Origin of the sequence: Streptomyces sp. NPDC090025, assembly GCF_044748125.1 — a bacterium.
Lineage (GTDB): Bacteria > Actinomycetota > Actinomycetes > Streptomycetales > Streptomycetaceae > Streptomyces.
The window spans coordinates 167,584-182,114 of sequence record NZ_JBIVFL010000007.1 but is presented as its reverse complement, the minus strand read 5'-3'; the positions used below and the strand labels follow the sequence as shown (position 1 = coordinate 182,114).

Genomic DNA, 14,531 nt, shown 5'->3' with positions numbered 1-14,531 from the left:
GATGTTCATGCGCCGTCGCCCCCTCGCCCGCCCGGTCGTCCGGCCCGCCGGAGCCCCGCTGCTGCGCGGCGCGCTCGTCGGCGGAGCCGCGTACGCCGCGGGCCGCAGCTCCGCCCGCAACGCCCGCCGCGAACAGGACCAGGAGGAAGCCATCGCCGACCTCCAGGCCCAGCAGGCGCAGCCGCTCCCGCCGCCCCCGCAGCCGACGGCCCAGCAGCCGGTCGCCCCGCCGCCCGGCCCCGTACCGGCGGCGGCCCCCTCGATCACCGACCAGCTCACCCGGCTCGGCGAACTCGCCCAGCAAGGGCTGCTGACCCCCGAGGAGTTCGCCGCGGCCAAGGCCCGGCTGCTCGGCGGCTGACGAGCGGCGAGTGCCCCGAACGGCCGGGACCGCGAACGATCAGGCGGTACGGGCCCGCAGCGCGGCGAGCGCGCGGTCGGCGTGGGCGCTCATCCGCAGCTCGCTGCGCACCACCTCCAGGACCCTGCGGTCCTGGTCGATGACGAACGTGACCCGCTTCGTCGGCACCAGCGCGAAACCGCGCTTCACGCCGAACCGCTCCCTTATCTCACCCGAGGTGTCGGAGAGCAGCGGGTAGCCGAGCGAGTGGCGCGCGGCGAACTCCCGCTGCCGCGCCACCTCGTCCGAACTGATGCCGACCGGGCGCGCCCCCGCGGCCTGGAACTCGCCCGCGAGATCCCGGAAGTGGCACGCCTCGACGGTGCAACCGGCGCTGAGCGCCGCAGGATAGAAGAAGAGCACGACCGGGCCCTCGGCCAGCAGCCCGGACAGGGACCGCTGCTCCCCTGTTTCATCCGGAAGGGTGAAGTCCTCGACGATGTCACCGACGTTCATAGCCGCGGACGCTACCGCACGGTAGGCACGCCCGTCACACCGTCGGTTCCCCCGAGGTTCCCGCGACCCCCGCGGTCCCCGCCGTCAGCCGCGGACGGCCGCCGCGCCCCGCTCCGCCCGCTCCCCGAGCACGACCAGCGCGCGCTCGCCCCACCGCACGTTCTCCTCCTCGAACGCCATCCCGCGCAGCAACGTCAGATACGGCCCCACCCGGTCGCTCTCGCGCAGATACGCGGTCTCGTCCCGGCCGTCGAGCATCCGGTCGCGCAGCCGCCGGTAGCGCGCCAGCTTCTCCCCGGCGATCTCCATCCGCTCCCGTACGTGCTCCCGCACCGCCGCCATGTCCCCGGTGTCGCACGCCTGCACCTGCACCATCAGCTCGTCCCGGACCGCCGTCGGCCTCGGCGGGTGCCCCGTGTACGCGACCAGGTCGGCGCGGCCCGCGTCGGTCAGGGTGAACACACGCTTGTTGGGGCGGCGTTCCTGCTCCACCACCCGGGCCGCGATGAGGCCGGCCTCGAAGAGCCGGTCGAGCTCCCGGTAGAGCTGCTGCGGTGTGGCGGCCCAGAAGTTCGCCACGGACACGTCGAAGAGCTTGGCCAGGTCGTACCCCGACGCCTCACCCTCCAGGAGGGCCGCCAGGACCGCGTGCTTGAGAGACATCCGGACAAACTAGCAGTCCGCCGATCGGCTGCCGAGGATCATGTTCACCCGCGAAACACCTGGTGAAGCGCCGGATGGCGGCACCGGATGGCGGCCCCGTGCGGCGGAGCGCGTGCGCGACCGGGGGACCGGGCACATCCTGGTGCCGAGGGGCGTACCCGCTCCCACGGCAGAGAGGGAGCAGGCTCCGATGGACAGCCACGACGGTGACAGCGGCGCGTACGTGTACGTCACGTACATCCGCACCACGCCCGACCTGCTGTGGCAGGCACTGACCGCACCCGAGTTCACCCGCCGCTACTGGGGGGTGACGTTCGAGACCGACTGGGCGGTGGGCTCGCCCATGGTGTGGGACGAGGGCGGCCGCACCACCGTCGACCCCGAGCAGCGGGTGCTCGCCGCCGAGCCCGGTCGTCTCCTCTCGTACAGCTGGCACACCTTCACCCCGGCCTGGGCGCAGGCGGCCGGGATCGAGGACGAGACGTACGTACGGCTGGTCGAGGAGGGCCGCTCCAAGGTCACGTACGCCATCGAACCGGCCGGTGACATGGTCAAGCTCACCGTCGTGCACGACGACCTGGTGCCGGGCGGCACCATCCGGGCGCTGGTGGGGGAGGGCTGGCCGGCGCTGGTCTCCAGCCTCAAGTCCCTCCTGGAGACCGGCGAGGAGCTGCCCGAGGTGCCCCGCTGAGCGGTGGCGCGTCGGTGCGCGCGGCGGCGCGCCCGCCGATGCCCGGGCCGTCGCCCGCATTGGTGCGTTCGAGTCGTCTCACGGACCAGTCGGACGCCACGCCCGGTCGGTTGATCATCTTTTCCGCCCCCGATCCGTTTTGATGCAGCGACGGCGCGACGATCGGCGCGCGCCGCATCAGACGAGGTCAGACCCGGGTGAGAAGGGGTGGGCGTCCGACATGCCGTCCAGGAACCGAACGAGCACCAGCAACAGCGGCGGCCGGAGCACCAGGAACCTCGCCGGGTGGAGCGCGCTGACCGTGGCCGTCGGCGCCGTGCTCGCGCTCCAGGCCGCCCAGCCGCCCGCCGTCGGCGCGGCCCCGGCGCGCGGCGCGGTCGGCCGGACCGGCGCCTCCGGCGCGCTCCAGGTCTCGGTCGGCGCCTGCCCCACCACCGGCGGCCTCTGCACCACGGCCCGCCGCACCGCCCTCCTCGACGGCAGGACCGGCCCACTCGACCTCACCAGGACCGACAGCGGCCCGCTCGACCTCGCGCTGCGCGGTCCCGGCCGCTTCACCGACGTCACCGTCACCGACCACGAGGGACACCGGATCGCGGGCGCGGTCAGCCCCGACGGCAGCCACTGGACCAGCACCGCGCCGCTCCCCGCCGACGGCCGCTACACCGCCCGCGTCGCCGTCGAACGCGCCGACGGCGGACGGCACCTGCTGCACCGGGCCCGGCTCGCGCTGCGCACCCCGGCCGCGCCCGAGGGCGACCGGCTCGGCGTCGAACTCGGCCCGGGCGAGGGCACGTACGGCGTCGGCCAGCCGCTCACCGCCGAGCTGAGCCACCCGGTCCCGGCCACCGACACCGAAGCCCGCCGCACCGTCGAACGCGCCCTGCACGTCAGCTCCGAACCGCGCGTCGAGGGCGCCTGGCACTGGGTCTCGCCCACCACCCTCCACTACCGGCCGCGCGCCTACTGGCCCGCCCACGCCACGGTCCGGGTGCGCGCCGCGCTCGACGGCGTCCGCGTCACCGACCACCTGTACGGCGGCCCCACCGAGCCGCTCACCCTGCGCACCGGGGACCGGATCGAGGCCGTCACCGACGTCGCCCAGCACACCCTCACCGTGTACCGCGACGGCCGGGCGGTGCGCAGCATCCCCGTCACCACCGGCAAGGCGGGCTACCGCACCCGCGGCGGCATCAAGGTGGTCCTCGGCAAGGAGGCCACCGTCCGGATGCGCGGCGACTCCATCGGCATCGCCCGGGGCAGCGGCGACTTCTACGACCTCAAGGTGCGCTGGGCCACCCGGGTGACGTGGAGCGGCGAGTATCTGCACGCCGCGCCCTGGTCCCTCGACTCGCAGGGCAGCGAGAACGTCAGCCACGGCTGCACCGGCATGAGCACCGACGACGCCGCCTGGTTCTTCGACACCGTCCGCGAGGGCGATCTCGTACGGGTGGTCAACGGGTACGGCGAGGAGATGACGCCCTTCGACAACGGCTTCGGCGACTGGAACCTCAGCTGGCCCGAGTGGCGCGAGGGCAGTGCCCTCGGCCCGGCCGTCGCCGGAACCGGCACGGCGGAGGGCGCGCTGCGCCCCGCCCTCTGACACGAGGAAGGGAGAACAGGCCATGACCGAGCTCACCCGGGTCGCCCTCGCCACGGGCGGCGTCCTGTACGTGGAGGCCGAACCGCTCGACGGACCTGGCGACGGACCCGGTGGCCCAGGCGGACCCGGTGGTCCCGGCGGTTCTGGGGAACGCGGGGGCCCGGACGACGACCTGGAGGGCATCGGCGGGCGGCTCCCGGACCTCTCCGGCGTCACCGCCGCGCTGTCCTCCTTCGCCGCCCAGATCGGCGACGCCCTGCACCGGGCCGCACCCGACCGGGCCACCGTCGAGTTCGGCTGCCAACTCGGCCTGGAGAGCGGGAAGCTGACCGCCCTGGTCGTCCAGGGCACCGGCAGCGCCAGTCTCTGGGTCACCCTCGAATGGGGCGGCCAGGTGGCGCCGGGCGGCTCCGCTAGTCCGTACGGACCGCGCCGCGCGCGACGGCGGAGAGCAGGGAGGCGATCGTGACGCCGATCGCCAGATAGACCACGGCCGTACCGATCTTCGCGTCGAGCGGAAGCCCGGTCGTGAACGGCAGCAGCACCATCACCATGGTCGCGAGTCCCACGATCCAGGCGAAGAACCGGGCGGGCTGCGGAGTGCCCAGGATCAGCAGGTGCAGCAGCGCCGTCGCGGCCAGCGCGGCGACCGCGGCGCCGCCCGCGAGCAGCCCGGTCGACGCGTCCCCCATCGCCCCGTCACCCTCCGGCGCGAACACCGCGATGCCGAGCACACCCCGGACGAGCAGCACACCGACCACGGCCATCAGCGCGGCGACCACCGCCGTCATCACCCCGCCCGACCAGAGCCGGGCGGCGTCGAGCCGCGACGGCCGGGGCGTCTCCCAGGTCGACGGCGGCCCGTAGGGCGACGGCTGCTGCTGCGGGTCCATACGGCTCCCCCTCGGGCGCGTGATCATGTGTGCTCCCGATCCTCGCCCCGCTCGTACGGCAGGCAAGCCGGCCGGGTCCGTACGGGTGACGGCGCCCGGCCGGCACCGCCTCAGCCGCTACCGGCCGGGCCGCCGGGACCCGCGTCCAGGCCCGGGCCGCCCTCGGGAACCGGGCCGGTCTCCGCCGTCGCTGTCGGCTCCTGCTCCGGACCGGTCCCCTCCGCCGTCCCCGGCTCCCCTTCGGGGAGACCCGCCCCCACCACCGGGTCGAACGGCGACGCGGGCACCGGCTCGCCGAGCCGCAGACTCGGCCTGCGCTGGAGCCCCGCGCCGACGAGCACACCGAGGGCGATCGCCGCCACCGTCACGATCGTGTCGACCAGGCTGGACAGAGCGCTCGCGGACGCGCCCTCCATGATGATCTCGGAGACGCTGGTCAGGCCCACCGCACCCGGCACGAGCAGCCAGAAGCAGGGCAGGAACACCACCTGGTCGGGAGTGTGCGCCCGGCGTTCGATCCAGGCCGCCATCGGCGGAAGCAGCACCCCCGCCGTGAACGCGCCGAACGTCGCCCCGGCCACCTCGCTCGCCGCCGACTGCACCAGACGCTCGGCGAGCAGCGCCGCGAGCAGCCAGCCGGTGACCCGGGGCGGCGCCGAGAAGTACAGCAGGAAGCCGAAGCCGAGCAGCAGCACCCCCACCCACGGAGCCCACGCCCCGAGCGCCTCCGACGGCGGTTTGCCGACCCGCCGCTGCTCCAGGATCTGGGTGCCGACCAGGATGCCGAGTGCCAGCAGGAGCAGCACGTTCACCGCACCGGCCAGCCGGGCGATGCCCGACAGGGCGGCGCCGGTGGCGAGTTCGATGACGCCGAGGGTGAGCGCGGCGCCCGGCAGGAAGGCGATCAGCGGCGGGATGTAGAGCAGGGTGGGCTGCTCGTGCAGGACCGGGCCCGCCCAGCGCAGCGAGGCCGCCGTCACCAGCGCCGCCGCGACCACCGGGAGCGCCGAGCGGGCGGCCGGCAGCCGGTCCCCGAACAGCCGCAGCACGCCCACGCCCGCGCCGAGCACCGCGTACCCGATCACCGAGGCGACCGTGGCGTGCCGGATCACCCCGAGCCCGACGGTCAGCAGGACGTAGCCGAACACGGCCGCCGCCGGGCTGAACCGTTCCGGCTGGGTCCGCATCGCGCGCAGCGCCGCCCGTACGTCGTCGAACGGCAGCTCCTCCGCGAGCAGCCGCTCCACCAGCGACTGCAGCGTCTCCACCTGGTCCAGGCGCAGATCGGGCCCCTCGACCGGGGCGAAGTCCAGCTCCCCGCCCCGCCCGTCGGGCCCGCCCCCGACCCGTACGAACAGGCCGGTGGGCACCACGAAACAGCGGGCCCGGTTGCCGTAGCGGGCGGCGATGTCGTGCAGGGTCCGCTCCACCTCGGCGGTCCGCTCCCCGGCCCGCAGCAGCTCCGAGCCCAGCTCGCAGAGCAGCGCGGCGAGCTCGCGCAGCCGCTCCCGCCCGGCGTCCTCGTCCTCCGGCAGGGTGACGGTGTCCGGGGCCCGCCGCCGCCAGGGGCGCAGCCGACCGCCGAGCTTCGCCGCCCGGCCGACGAGCGCCCGCGGATCGAATGAGGACAATTGCCGCATTCGGGCAACGTAACAGGCACCCGGCCGCCGGGCGGCGCAGACCCGATGGAGCGGTTCCGGTGGCGCGGACCCGGCGGGCGGTCCCGGTGGGGCGGCGACCGTGCCCGCCCGCCGCCCCACCGAGCCGGTTACTACCGGGGTCCTAGCGGTACTCGACCGTCAGCGTCACCGGCGCCGCCTGATTGACGAACAGGTACGCCGTCCCGGCGGGCGCGGTCGCGAAACCGAGCCGGACCTGGGTGGTCCCGGTCCGGTCGAGCGCGGCGAGCGCCGCCGCCGACAGGTCCGTGGACACCGCGCCACCCGACGTGAAGGCGCCGATCCGGGCCGCGCCCGGCACCGTCGCCGCCGCCGACCAGTCGGCAGGCTCGACCGCGCAGCCGCCGAAGCAGCCCGAACGGACGTCGGCGAGGAGCTGGTTGCCCGTGGGAGAGCCCCACGGGTCACCCGCGCCGCTCGACCGGTTCACCGTCAGAAACGCCCGGGTGATCTCCTTCCCGGCCGGGATCCGCGAGGTGTCGAACGACAGCAGCGTCCGGTTCACCTTGCCGTCCGTGCCCCGGCCGAGCGCGAAGCCGTACAGGTCCTCAAGGGTGCCGACGGCCGGGCCCGAACCGTCGGCCGCCGCCTTCACATAGCCGTCCTGCGCGTCCACGCTGGGCAGCGTCACCGACCCGCCCCCGGTCGGCGGCGGTGTGGTGCCGCCGCCGCGCAGCGCCCGGACCATGCCCATGATCGCCTCGATCTGCTTGCCGCCGTGCCGCGCGTACGCCGAGTCGCCGAGATAACCCCACCAGTTCCAGCAGCCGTTGGGGTTCTCCAGCGTCGCCGTCGGCGCCGCCTGCGGATAGAGCACCACCATGGCATTGGTGTCGGCGTACTCGTTCAGATAGGCGTTCTCGACGAAGCGGGTGCCGAAACCCTGGTAGCCGTACCCCTGCTTGCAGCCGTGCAGCGCCACCATCAGCGAGCAGCGCGCGCCCTGCGCGCACGAGGCCGGGACGTACGCGAAGCCGTTGTCGTCCATCGACACGGCCGCCGCCGAACCGCCCGGCACATAGGCGTTCTGGTCGAAGCGGATCAGACGGCCCGAGGGCGTGGCGGCGGGCGGTGCCACCGAGCCGAGCAGATGGCCGAGGAACTCCGCCTCCGCGTCGAAGCCGCAGTCGTTGATCCACGGATTCTGGGTCACCGCGCACCCGTTGGGCCCGAGCGGGCTGATCCAGGCGTGCCCGGCGGCGGTGGACCGGTTGTAGCGGACCGTGGCGCCGAACCGGCCGTACAGATCGGCGAGCGCGGTCGCCACCGGCTGCCGCACGGTGCTGTCGCCGGTCCCGCTGAACACGTACACCGGATCCCCGGCGAGGTTGGCGACCGGATCCACCTGCCCCTGCGCCGACCGGTCCCGCAGGTTCTGCTCAAGGCGGGCCGCCTGGAGGTCCTGGGTGGTGTTCATGCACGCGTTCAGCGCGGTCGGCAGGCTGTTCTGGGCGCAGTCGTACGGCCCCGAGGCGAAGGCCGCCGAACCGGACACCGTCCCGGAGTAGGCCACGTGCAGCTGGGTGGCCATGTAGCCGCCCGAGGAGACACCCGCCGTGTACACGGCGCCGATGTCGTACGGGCCGAGGGCGCCCGGCACCGGGGCGGGCGCCGCGGCCTCGGCCGGGGGCGCGGGCGCCACGGCGAGCACCAGGACGGCGGCGAGGGCCGACGCGGCGGCGGTGAGCAGCGCCGCGAGGGGGCGTCGGCGGCGGCGGCGCGGCCGGGACGACGCCGAGGCCGGTGGGGCGAGTGGGGCTGGAGGGGGAGTGGCAGGAGAGGTCAGGTGCATGGCGACTCCGTCGCGGCTCGAACGGTGGGGACAACGGTGGGGATTTCGCGGAGGCTAGAGCCACGATCCGGCCCGCCTCTATGGGCCCGGAGGCCACAAACACCCCGTACCGCTATGGCGCGCCACGACCTGGCGACCAGCCGTACCGCCCCCTCGGCGACCTGCGAGAATGCCGCGATGAGCACCGAGGAACGGGACCCCGCGAGGCCCACCGAGCCGTCCGCCGAACGCTCCACCACGCTGTCCGCCGCAGACTCGGCCGAACGGTCCGCCGCACTGTCCACCGCCGTCGCGCTGCGCACGGCCGGCCACCGCGAGGAGGCGAAGGACCGCCTCCTCGCTCTCGCCGCGCGCTTCCCGGACGACGCGGAAGTGGCGTACCAGACCGCCTGGGCCCACGACGTGCTCGGTCTGGAGGCTGACGCCGTCCCCCACTACGAACGTGCCCTCGCCGCCGGCACCCCGTCCGCGCTCTCGGCGGAGGACCGCAGGGGCACCCTGCTCGGCCTCGGCAGCACCTACCGCACCCTCGGCCGCTACGCCGACGCGGTCGCCACCCTGCGCCGCGGCACCGAGGAGTTCCCCGACGACGGCGCCCTGCGCGCCTTCCTCGCGATGGCCCTGTACAACACGGGCGACCACCACGACTCCGTACGCCTGCTGCTCCAGCTGCTCGCGGAGACCAGCACGGACCCTTCTGTACGGAAGTACCGGGCGGCCGTCGAGTACTACGCGCAGGACCTCGACAAGGTGGAGTGAGCTGGCCGGGGGAGCGGCTCGGGGGACCCTCAGGCGCCCCGGCCGGTCAGTCGTTCACGGCGGTCAGCAGCACCACCGAGTCGTCGAGCGCCGTCAGGCCGTGCCGCTCCTTCGGGATCATCTGCAGCCCGCCCGCCGCCAGCTCCTGCGCCCGCCCCGCCGCCGTCAGACGGACCCGGCCGCGCAGCACCTGGAGGCTCGCCGCCGGGGGCGCGTTGTGCTCGTCCAGGGCCGCGCCCGCGATCAGGGCGATCACGCTCTGCCGCAGCACCCCGTCGTGCATCACCAGATGCGCGCTCCGGCCGTGCGCGGCGGCGCGGGCCTTGGCCAGGTGCTCCTCGGCGAGCGCGGTGAGGTCGAGCGGCGCGGACTCCTGCATCGTGGCTCCCTGTGAGCGGTGCGGCCGGGGCGGCCGACGGACCGGTCCCCCCTACCCCCAGCCTTGTGGCTGACGCCCGCCCCGCAACTCGACGCTCCGCAACTCGGCGCCCCGTGACCGGGCCGCCGAAGCCGTGCCGACCCGGGCCCGTAGGCTGGCCGGATGTCCGACGACGTCCTCACCCGATGGCCCCTCGCGCCCGCCTCCACGGCCGACTGGCTCGCCGAGCTCACCCAGGAGGACGGCCTCACCGGCTTCGAGGCACCCCGGCGGCCCGACGCCGCCTGGGTGCTCGGCGGCATGTACGAGCGCGGGGAGAACGCGGGGGAGTCGGTCAACCACTCCCAGAGCCGCGACGAGCACCCCGGCCCCGGCTGGCGGCGGCTGCGCTGGGCGGAACTGGCCGCCCGCCTCGGGGACCCCGTCGTGCCGCCGGACACGTACCCCTGTTTCAACTGCTTCCCCTCCGAGAGGGACGCGGACATCCGCCCCGGCTCCGTCGAGTGGCCCGCCGAGGGCAGCCTCGACCGGCCGACCTGGGACCGGCTGATCGGCTTCCTCACCGAACACAGCCCCCAGGGACCGGACACCCCCTGCCTGGCGTACTACAACCCGATCATCGCGCGGGACTACGACGAGAAACACATCCGCTCCGGCCGCCTGGGCGACGCCCGGGCCCTCTTCGACCACCCGGACATCTACTACACCCCCTCCAACCTGTGGCCCGCGGACCGCTCCTGGGTCGTCTGCACCGACTACGACCTCTGGGCCACCAAGGTCTGCGGCCCGGGCCCGCTGGTCGAGGCACTGCTCGCGGACGCGGAGCTGGAGGCGGTCCGGCTGCCCTGGACCAGCTGAGACGGGGGACGGGGGACGGGGGCGAGGGAGGTGCTGCGGACCCGGGCCAGGGCCTAGTGATCGAGCACCGCCGGTGGCGGGCTCCAGCGGCGCTTCGGTGACACCGTCGTCGACAGGCCGTAGTCCTTCCTCAGGTGCTCCGGGATCGCGTAGTGCATCACCCGGCCGCGGGTCAGCGAGGACAGTTCGAACACCGTGGTCAGCTGGCCGAGCCGGTCCAGCGCCCACGCGCCCAGCGGGGACTTGTCCTCGACCGTCTCCAGGACGCCGAGGAGCTGCGGCACCGCCTTGACCACCGTGTCCCAGGTGCCGCGCGGCACCCGCAGCCAGTCCGCGCAGGTGTCACCGACCAGATGACGGATCAGCGCCGACACGATCGGGTCGAAGAAGGTGCCCGGCACCACCTCCTCGTACAGCTCGATGAGCTGCCGGGTCAGCTCCACGCCCTCCTCCGAGGGACCCATGTGCCGCAGCATGTAGAGGTCGAGGAAGCGCCGGGCCTCCGCCAGGTCCTTCGGGACGGCGTCCTGGTCGACGCCGAGCATCGCGCCCACCACCCGCCAGGCGTAGTAGTAGGACTCCGCGCCCTCCGTGGACATGTGGATGCCGAGCCGGTGCAGACTGTCGAGGACCAGCATCGAGAAGAACATCTGGCCGCCGATCATGTCCTCCTGACAGATCGGCACCCCCAGCGCCTCGACGTCCCAGCGGTTCTCCCGGCGCAGATGGTGCCGGATCGACGCGTGCAGCAGCCGGACCTTCTGCGCCGCCGGGATGAACCTGCTGCCCGACTCGAAGGCGTCGGGGCGCATCAGGTACACCGTGAACTGACCCGTCTCCGCCATCCGCTTGGACGGGTACTTCAGCCCGTGCGTCGCCGAGAGCAGCTGGGCCACGTGCGGCACCAGATAGCAGGCGGGCATCGAGGCGAACGACAGCGCGGTGGTGATGTGCACGTTGTTGTCGACGAAGAACAGCCGGGCCTTCTCCATCTCCGTCCAGTCCACCCAGCTCGGCGGCGCGCTCGTCACGTGCAGATACTCGCGGGCCACCTCCGGCAGCCCGTCCGGCAGCGGGGCGCCGGCCGTGGACACGTACCGCATCAGGGTGTTGAAGGTGCCGACCTCGCCCCGCTCGAACAGGGTGGCGACGGTGGCGTCGGCGAGCTCGTCGCCCGCCAGGCGCAGGGCGTCGAGCGATGCCTCGGTGGGGATCATGCGGATTCCTTCGCGGTGAGAGCCAGGAGCAGGAGGAGGACGAGAGAGGGACGAGGAACCGGGTCAGGACAGCCGGGCGGACGCCGAGTGCGCGAGCGCGGTCAGTGCGGTGGCCGTGCCGGCCGGGACGTCGAGGGCGTCGAGCACGCCGAGCGCGTCCCCGACCCGCGCGGTGATCATGTGCTCGACCCGCTCCGGAGCCCCCACCTCGCGCATCAGCGCGCGTACGCCGTCAAGCGCGGCCCCGTCACCCCCGGCCCCGCCCCCGCCCTCTCGTGCCCCGCCATCTCCTTCGGGGGGATCGGCCAGCAGACCGGTGAGGTGCTCGCGCTGCGCCCCGTCCGCGAGCCGCCACGTCTCGGCGAGCAGCGCGGTGGGGCGGCGGCCGCGCAGGTCGTCGGTGGTGGCCTTGCCGGTACGGTCCGGGTCGCCGAACAGACCCAGCAGGTCGTCCCGCAGCTGGAACGCCTCGCCGAGCGGCAGCCCGTACGCCGAGTACCCCTCGTCGAGCCGGGCCCCGGCCCCGGCGAGCGCGCCGCCGATCAGCAGCGGCTGCTCCACCGTGTACTTGGCGGTCTTGTAGCGGATCACCTTCAGCGAGGCCGCCGTGTCCGGCGCCCCGCCCGTGTGCAGGATCTCCAGGCACTCGCCCGCGACCAGATCCCGCGCGAGCGCCGCCCACAGCGGCCTGGCCCGGCCGAGGAACGCGGCGGGCAGCCCGCTGGTCGCGAACAGCTGCCCGGCCAGCGACATCAGCAGATCCCCGGCCAGCATCGCGAGCGAGCGCGCCGCCCCGGCCGGATCCGGATGATCCGGTACGGCGGACCGCAGCGCGATGTGCGCGGTGGGCCGCCCGTGCCGCAGCGGGCTGTCGTCCACCAGGTCGTCGTGCACCACGGCCGCCGCGTGCACCAGCTCCATGGCCGCCGCCGCCCGGACCAGGGCGTCGCTGTCCGGCTGCCCGCCGCCGCGCCAGCCCCAGTAGCAGAACGCCGCCCGGAGCCGCTTGCCGCGCGCCACCGCCGTCTCCACCTGTTCGGCGACCGGCCCGAGCGCCGGGTCGACGTCCACCAGGAGGTCCGCCTCCTCGGCGACGAAACCGTGCAGCACCGCGTCGATCCGGGCACGGAAACCGGCCGGGTCCCAGCCCTCAGACATCGTCGCGCACCCGGTCCGCGCCGGACCGCCCGCCGACGCCCGTCACCGGACCGTCCCGCCGGGCGAGCACATGCCGGGCCAGCACCTCCAGATGCGCCGGGGGAACCGTCGCGTACCGGTCGAGCGCGAGCCGCCCCCGTGCCCTCAGGTCCCGTTCCGCGTCCCCCACCAACTGCGTCGTGTCCGAACGCCGCAGCAGCCCCCGTAAGGTCCCGAGGGCCGTGCCGAGCGTGCTCACCGCGAGATCGGCGAGCCCGGCCACGAGCAGCACGGCCTGTTCCTCCCGGCCGCTCCCGCCGGCCGCCCCGCTCCCGCCGGCCGCCTCACCCCCGCCCGACGCCTCGCCGCCCTCGCGCGTACCGTCCCGCGCCCCGCCCCGAGTCCCGTCCCGCGTCACACCGCACCCCTGTCCACTCCAGACCGCCGACGGGTCCAGGGTGGCGGCCGGGCGGCCGTCGCGATCACCAGAAGTAACTCGTTCGGGTGAAGTCGGACGGAAAAACCGCCGGTGGGGGTGCTATCAGATGACCAACTCCCCGGTCAGGTGCGCGTATGCCACCTGCGCGTGCAGTCGCACCCCGGTCACCAGGGTGTCGTCGTCCGCGTAGAAGTGCGGGTTGTGGTTGGTGACCAGACCCCGCCCGCCCGGCGCCGGGACCGGTGCCCCGTTCGCGTCGAGCGTCGCGTCCTGGACGCCCAGCATCACGTACAGGCCGCCGAACGCGTTCACGAACTCGGACACGTCGTCGTACCCGAGGGTCGCCCCGGTCTCCACCACCCGCTCCGCGCCGACCACCCGCCGGAACACCGGCAGCCCCGCCGCCACCCACCCGGCGGAGTTGTGCACCGGCGGCACCGGCTGGAGGAACTCCACCGAGGCGGTGGCCTGGTACGCGGCGGCCGAGTGTTCCGCGAGCGTCGCGAGGCGCCGCTGGACCTCCGCCATGTCCGACTCCACCGCGCACCGGACGGTGCCCCACAGCGTGACGGTCTGGCCGATGATGTTGAACCGGCCGACGTCCTCGATGTGCCCGATGGTCACGGTGACCGGATCGAACGCCGAGACCTGCCGGTAGAGCTGGCCGATGCCGGTGAGGACCGCCCCGGCCGCGGGCATCGGGTCGATGCCCTGCCACGGCGTGGAGCCGTGCACCTGCTTGCCGGTGATCACGATCCGGACCAGGGTGGAGGCCGCGTACTGATTGCCGACCCGATAGCCCACGTACCCCTTCGGGTACGGCGTGACGTGCATCCCGAACACCATGCTCGGCTCCGGATCCGCGAGCGCGCCCGCGGCCAGCATCGCCCGCGCCCCGCCGTCCTCGGTGACCGGCGGGCCCTCCTCGGCGGGCTGGAACACGAAGAGCACGGTGCCGGGAAGACGGTCGCGCACCCCGGCGAGCACCGTCGCCGCGCCCATCAGCATCGCCGTGTGGCAGTCGTGGCCGCAGGCGTGCGAGACCGGGAACGGGCCGCCGGGGTAGTCGGCGTCGACGGTCTCCGACGCGAAGTCGACCCCGCACAGGTCCTTCACCGGCAGTGCGTCGATGTCCGCGCGCAGCGCCACCGTACGAGACCCCGGCAGCCCGCCCCTGAGCACACCCACCACCCCGTGCCCGGCGATGCCGGTGCGGACCTCGTCGAGACCGAGCGAGCGGAGGTGCCCGGCGACCAGGGCCGCCGTCTTCTCCTCGCGGTTCGGCAGCTCGGGATGCCGGTGCAGATGCCGCCGCCAGGCGACGACCTGCTCGGCCACCTTCTCGGCGGTCCGGTCCAGCTCGGCGCGGAGCTGCGCGGTGACCGGATCCGGGGCGGAATCCGGGCCGGAATCCGGGGCGCTGTCCTGTTCCCGGCCCTGGCCCGTGTGCGTCGTCGGCTGTTCCGTGTTCACCCATGCCTCCGTGGTGCGGTCCGAAGGGGCGGACGTCCGGCACCCAGCCTGGCACGCCGGGGCCACGGCCGCCCCCGCCCCGCGCGAACTCA

16 protein-coding genes are annotated in these 14,531 nt (G+C 74.2%); 6 read left to right on the top strand and 10 right to left on the bottom strand.

The genetic code is table 11. The features are described 5' to 3' along the window. Position 1: 1 nt before the first annotated feature. On the top strand, positions 2-361 hold the full coding sequence (locus tag ACIPXM_RS18735; protein WP_401656556.1) for an SHOCT domain-containing protein: 360 nt from the start codon (positions 2-4) through the stop codon (positions 359-361). A gap of 39 nt (positions 362-400) precedes the next feature. Here the strand turns inward: ACIPXM_RS18735 and ACIPXM_RS18730 are convergent, their stop codons facing one another. Then, positions 401-856, bottom strand: coding sequence for a peroxiredoxin (locus ACIPXM_RS18730; protein ID WP_401656554.1), 456 nt, complete (start codon positions 854-856; stop codon positions 401-403). Between the two features lie 84 nt (positions 857-940). Then, complete coding sequence (locus ACIPXM_RS18725) at positions 941-1,519, bottom strand: PadR family transcriptional regulator (RefSeq protein WP_401656552.1); 579 nt, start codon at positions 1,517-1,519, stop codon at positions 941-943. Positions 1,520-1,709: 190 nt separating this feature from the next. Here ACIPXM_RS18725 and ACIPXM_RS18720 point away from each other — a divergent pair, with 190 nt between their 5' ends. The 3 genes from ACIPXM_RS18720 (at position 1,710) to ACIPXM_RS18710 (ending at position 4,282) form a co-directional block, all read left to right on the top strand. Next, positions 1,710-2,210, top strand: a complete 501-nt coding sequence (locus ACIPXM_RS18720; RefSeq protein WP_401656550.1) for an SRPBCC family protein — start codon at positions 1,710-1,712, stop codon at positions 2,208-2,210. A gap of 220 nt (positions 2,211-2,430) precedes the next feature. Further along, positions 2,431-3,813 (top strand): Ig-like domain-containing protein, encoded by a 1,383-nt coding sequence (locus tag ACIPXM_RS18715; protein WP_401656547.1) that lies wholly within the window; start codon positions 2,431-2,433, stop codon positions 3,811-3,813. Positions 3,814-3,835: 22 nt separating this feature from the next. Continuing rightward, positions 3,836-4,282 (top strand): CU044_2847 family protein, encoded by a 447-nt coding sequence (locus tag ACIPXM_RS18710; protein WP_401656545.1) that lies wholly within the window; start codon positions 3,836-3,838, stop codon positions 4,280-4,282. Here the strand turns inward: ACIPXM_RS18710 and ACIPXM_RS18705 are convergent. The 3 genes from ACIPXM_RS18705 to ACIPXM_RS18695 all read right to left on the bottom strand — a co-directional run bounded on the left by ACIPXM_RS18705 (position 4,227) and on the right by ACIPXM_RS18695 (position 8,177). After that, positions 4,227-4,706, bottom strand: a complete 480-nt coding sequence (locus ACIPXM_RS18705) for a DUF6069 family protein (RefSeq protein ID WP_401656543.1) — start codon at positions 4,704-4,706, stop codon at positions 4,227-4,229. The genes ACIPXM_RS18710 and ACIPXM_RS18705 overlap by 56 nt on opposite strands. Before the next feature lie 110 nt (positions 4,707-4,816). After that, the gene (locus tag ACIPXM_RS18700; RefSeq protein ID WP_401656541.1) at positions 4,817-6,346 is read right to left on the bottom strand and encodes a threonine/serine exporter family protein; all 1,530 of its coding nucleotides are present in this window, start codon (positions 6,344-6,346) and stop codon (positions 4,817-4,819) included. 142 nt (positions 6,347-6,488) lie between these two features. Beyond that, positions 6,489-8,177, bottom strand: coding sequence for a poly(3-hydroxybutyrate) depolymerase (locus ACIPXM_RS18695; RefSeq protein WP_401656539.1), 1,689 nt, complete (start codon positions 8,175-8,177; stop codon positions 6,489-6,491). Positions 8,178-8,354: 177 nt separating this feature from the next. Between ACIPXM_RS18695 and ACIPXM_RS18690 the strand changes: the two genes are divergently transcribed. Continuing rightward, positions 8,355-8,936: a tetratricopeptide repeat protein gene (locus tag ACIPXM_RS18690; RefSeq protein WP_401656537.1), complete on the top strand. Its 582-nt coding sequence runs from the start codon at positions 8,355-8,357 to the stop codon at positions 8,934-8,936. A 46-nt stretch (positions 8,937-8,982) separates the two neighbouring features. Here the strand turns inward: ACIPXM_RS18690 and ACIPXM_RS18685 are convergent, their stop codons facing one another. After that, entirely contained in the window at positions 8,983-9,315 is a 333-nt protein-coding gene (locus tag ACIPXM_RS18685) for a cupin (RefSeq protein ID WP_401656535.1), read from the bottom strand. A 162-nt stretch (positions 9,316-9,477) separates the two neighbouring features. On the opposite strand from ACIPXM_RS18685, the gene ACIPXM_RS18680 reads away from it, so the two are divergent. Next, a complete protein-coding gene (locus ACIPXM_RS18680) occupies positions 9,478-10,173 on the top strand; it encodes a hypothetical protein (protein ID WP_401656533.1) in 696 nt (231 codons plus the stop codon). Positions 10,174-10,226: 53 nt separating this feature from the next. On the opposite strand, the gene ACIPXM_RS18675 is transcribed toward ACIPXM_RS18680, so the two are convergent. From ACIPXM_RS18675 to ACIPXM_RS18660, 4 genes are all read right to left on the bottom strand, one after another. Then, entirely contained in the window at positions 10,227-11,390 is a 1,164-nt protein-coding gene (locus tag ACIPXM_RS18675) for an oxygenase MpaB family protein (RefSeq protein WP_401656531.1), read from the bottom strand. 63 nt (positions 11,391-11,453) lie between these two features. Next, complete coding sequence (locus tag ACIPXM_RS18670) at positions 11,454-12,548, bottom strand: polyprenyl synthetase family protein (protein ID WP_401656528.1); 1,095 nt, start codon at positions 12,546-12,548, stop codon at positions 11,454-11,456. Then, a complete protein-coding gene (locus ACIPXM_RS18665) occupies positions 12,541-12,819 on the bottom strand; it encodes a polyprenyl synthetase (protein WP_401656526.1) in 279 nt (92 codons plus the stop codon). Before ACIPXM_RS18665 ends, ACIPXM_RS18670 begins: the two co-directional genes overlap by 8 nt. 249 nt (positions 12,820-13,068) lie before the next feature. Next, entirely contained in the window at positions 13,069-14,439 is a 1,371-nt protein-coding gene (locus tag ACIPXM_RS18660) for a M20 family metallopeptidase (protein WP_401656524.1), read from the bottom strand. Positions 14,440-14,531 lie beyond the last annotated feature (92 nt).

Bases quoted from the DNA above. Each gene is read 5' to 3' on its own strand.
- ACIPXM_RS18735 (WP_401656556.1), top strand. From the start codon at position 2: ATGTTCATGCGCCGTCGCCCCCTCGCCCGCCCGGTCGTCCGGCCCGCC.
- ACIPXM_RS18730 (WP_401656554.1), bottom strand. From the start codon at position 856: ATGAACGTCGGTGACATCGTCGAGGACTTCACCCTTCCGGATGAAACA.
- ACIPXM_RS18725 (WP_401656552.1), bottom strand. From the start codon at position 1,519: ATGTCTCTCAAGCACGCGGTCCTGGCGGCCCTCCTGGAGGGTGAGGCG.
- ACIPXM_RS18720 (WP_401656550.1), top strand. From the start codon at position 1,710: ATGGACAGCCACGACGGTGACAGCGGCGCGTACGTGTACGTCACGTAC.
- ACIPXM_RS18715 (WP_401656547.1), top strand. From the start codon at position 2,431: ATGCCGTCCAGGAACCGAACGAGCACCAGCAACAGCGGCGGCCGGAGC.
- ACIPXM_RS18710 (WP_401656545.1), top strand. From the start codon at position 3,836: ATGACCGAGCTCACCCGGGTCGCCCTCGCCACGGGCGGCGTCCTGTAC.
- ACIPXM_RS18705 (WP_401656543.1), bottom strand. From the start codon at position 4,706: ATGGACCCGCAGCAGCAGCCGTCGCCCTACGGGCCGCCGTCGACCTGG.
- ACIPXM_RS18700 (WP_401656541.1), bottom strand. From the start codon at position 6,346: ATGCGGCAATTGTCCTCATTCGATCCGCGGGCGCTCGTCGGCCGGGCG.
- ACIPXM_RS18695 (WP_401656539.1), bottom strand. From the start codon at position 8,177: ATGCACCTGACCTCTCCTGCCACTCCCCCTCCAGCCCCACTCGCCCCA.
- ACIPXM_RS18690 (WP_401656537.1), top strand. From the start codon at position 8,355: ATGAGCACCGAGGAACGGGACCCCGCGAGGCCCACCGAGCCGTCCGCC.
- ACIPXM_RS18685 (WP_401656535.1), bottom strand. From the start codon at position 9,315: ATGCAGGAGTCCGCGCCGCTCGACCTCACCGCGCTCGCCGAGGAGCAC.
- ACIPXM_RS18680 (WP_401656533.1), top strand. From the start codon at position 9,478: ATGTCCGACGACGTCCTCACCCGATGGCCCCTCGCGCCCGCCTCCACG.
- ACIPXM_RS18675 (WP_401656531.1), bottom strand. From the start codon at position 11,390: ATGATCCCCACCGAGGCATCGCTCGACGCCCTGCGCCTGGCGGGCGAC.
- ACIPXM_RS18670 (WP_401656528.1), bottom strand. From the start codon at position 12,548: ATGTCTGAGGGCTGGGACCCGGCCGGTTTCCGTGCCCGGATCGACGCG.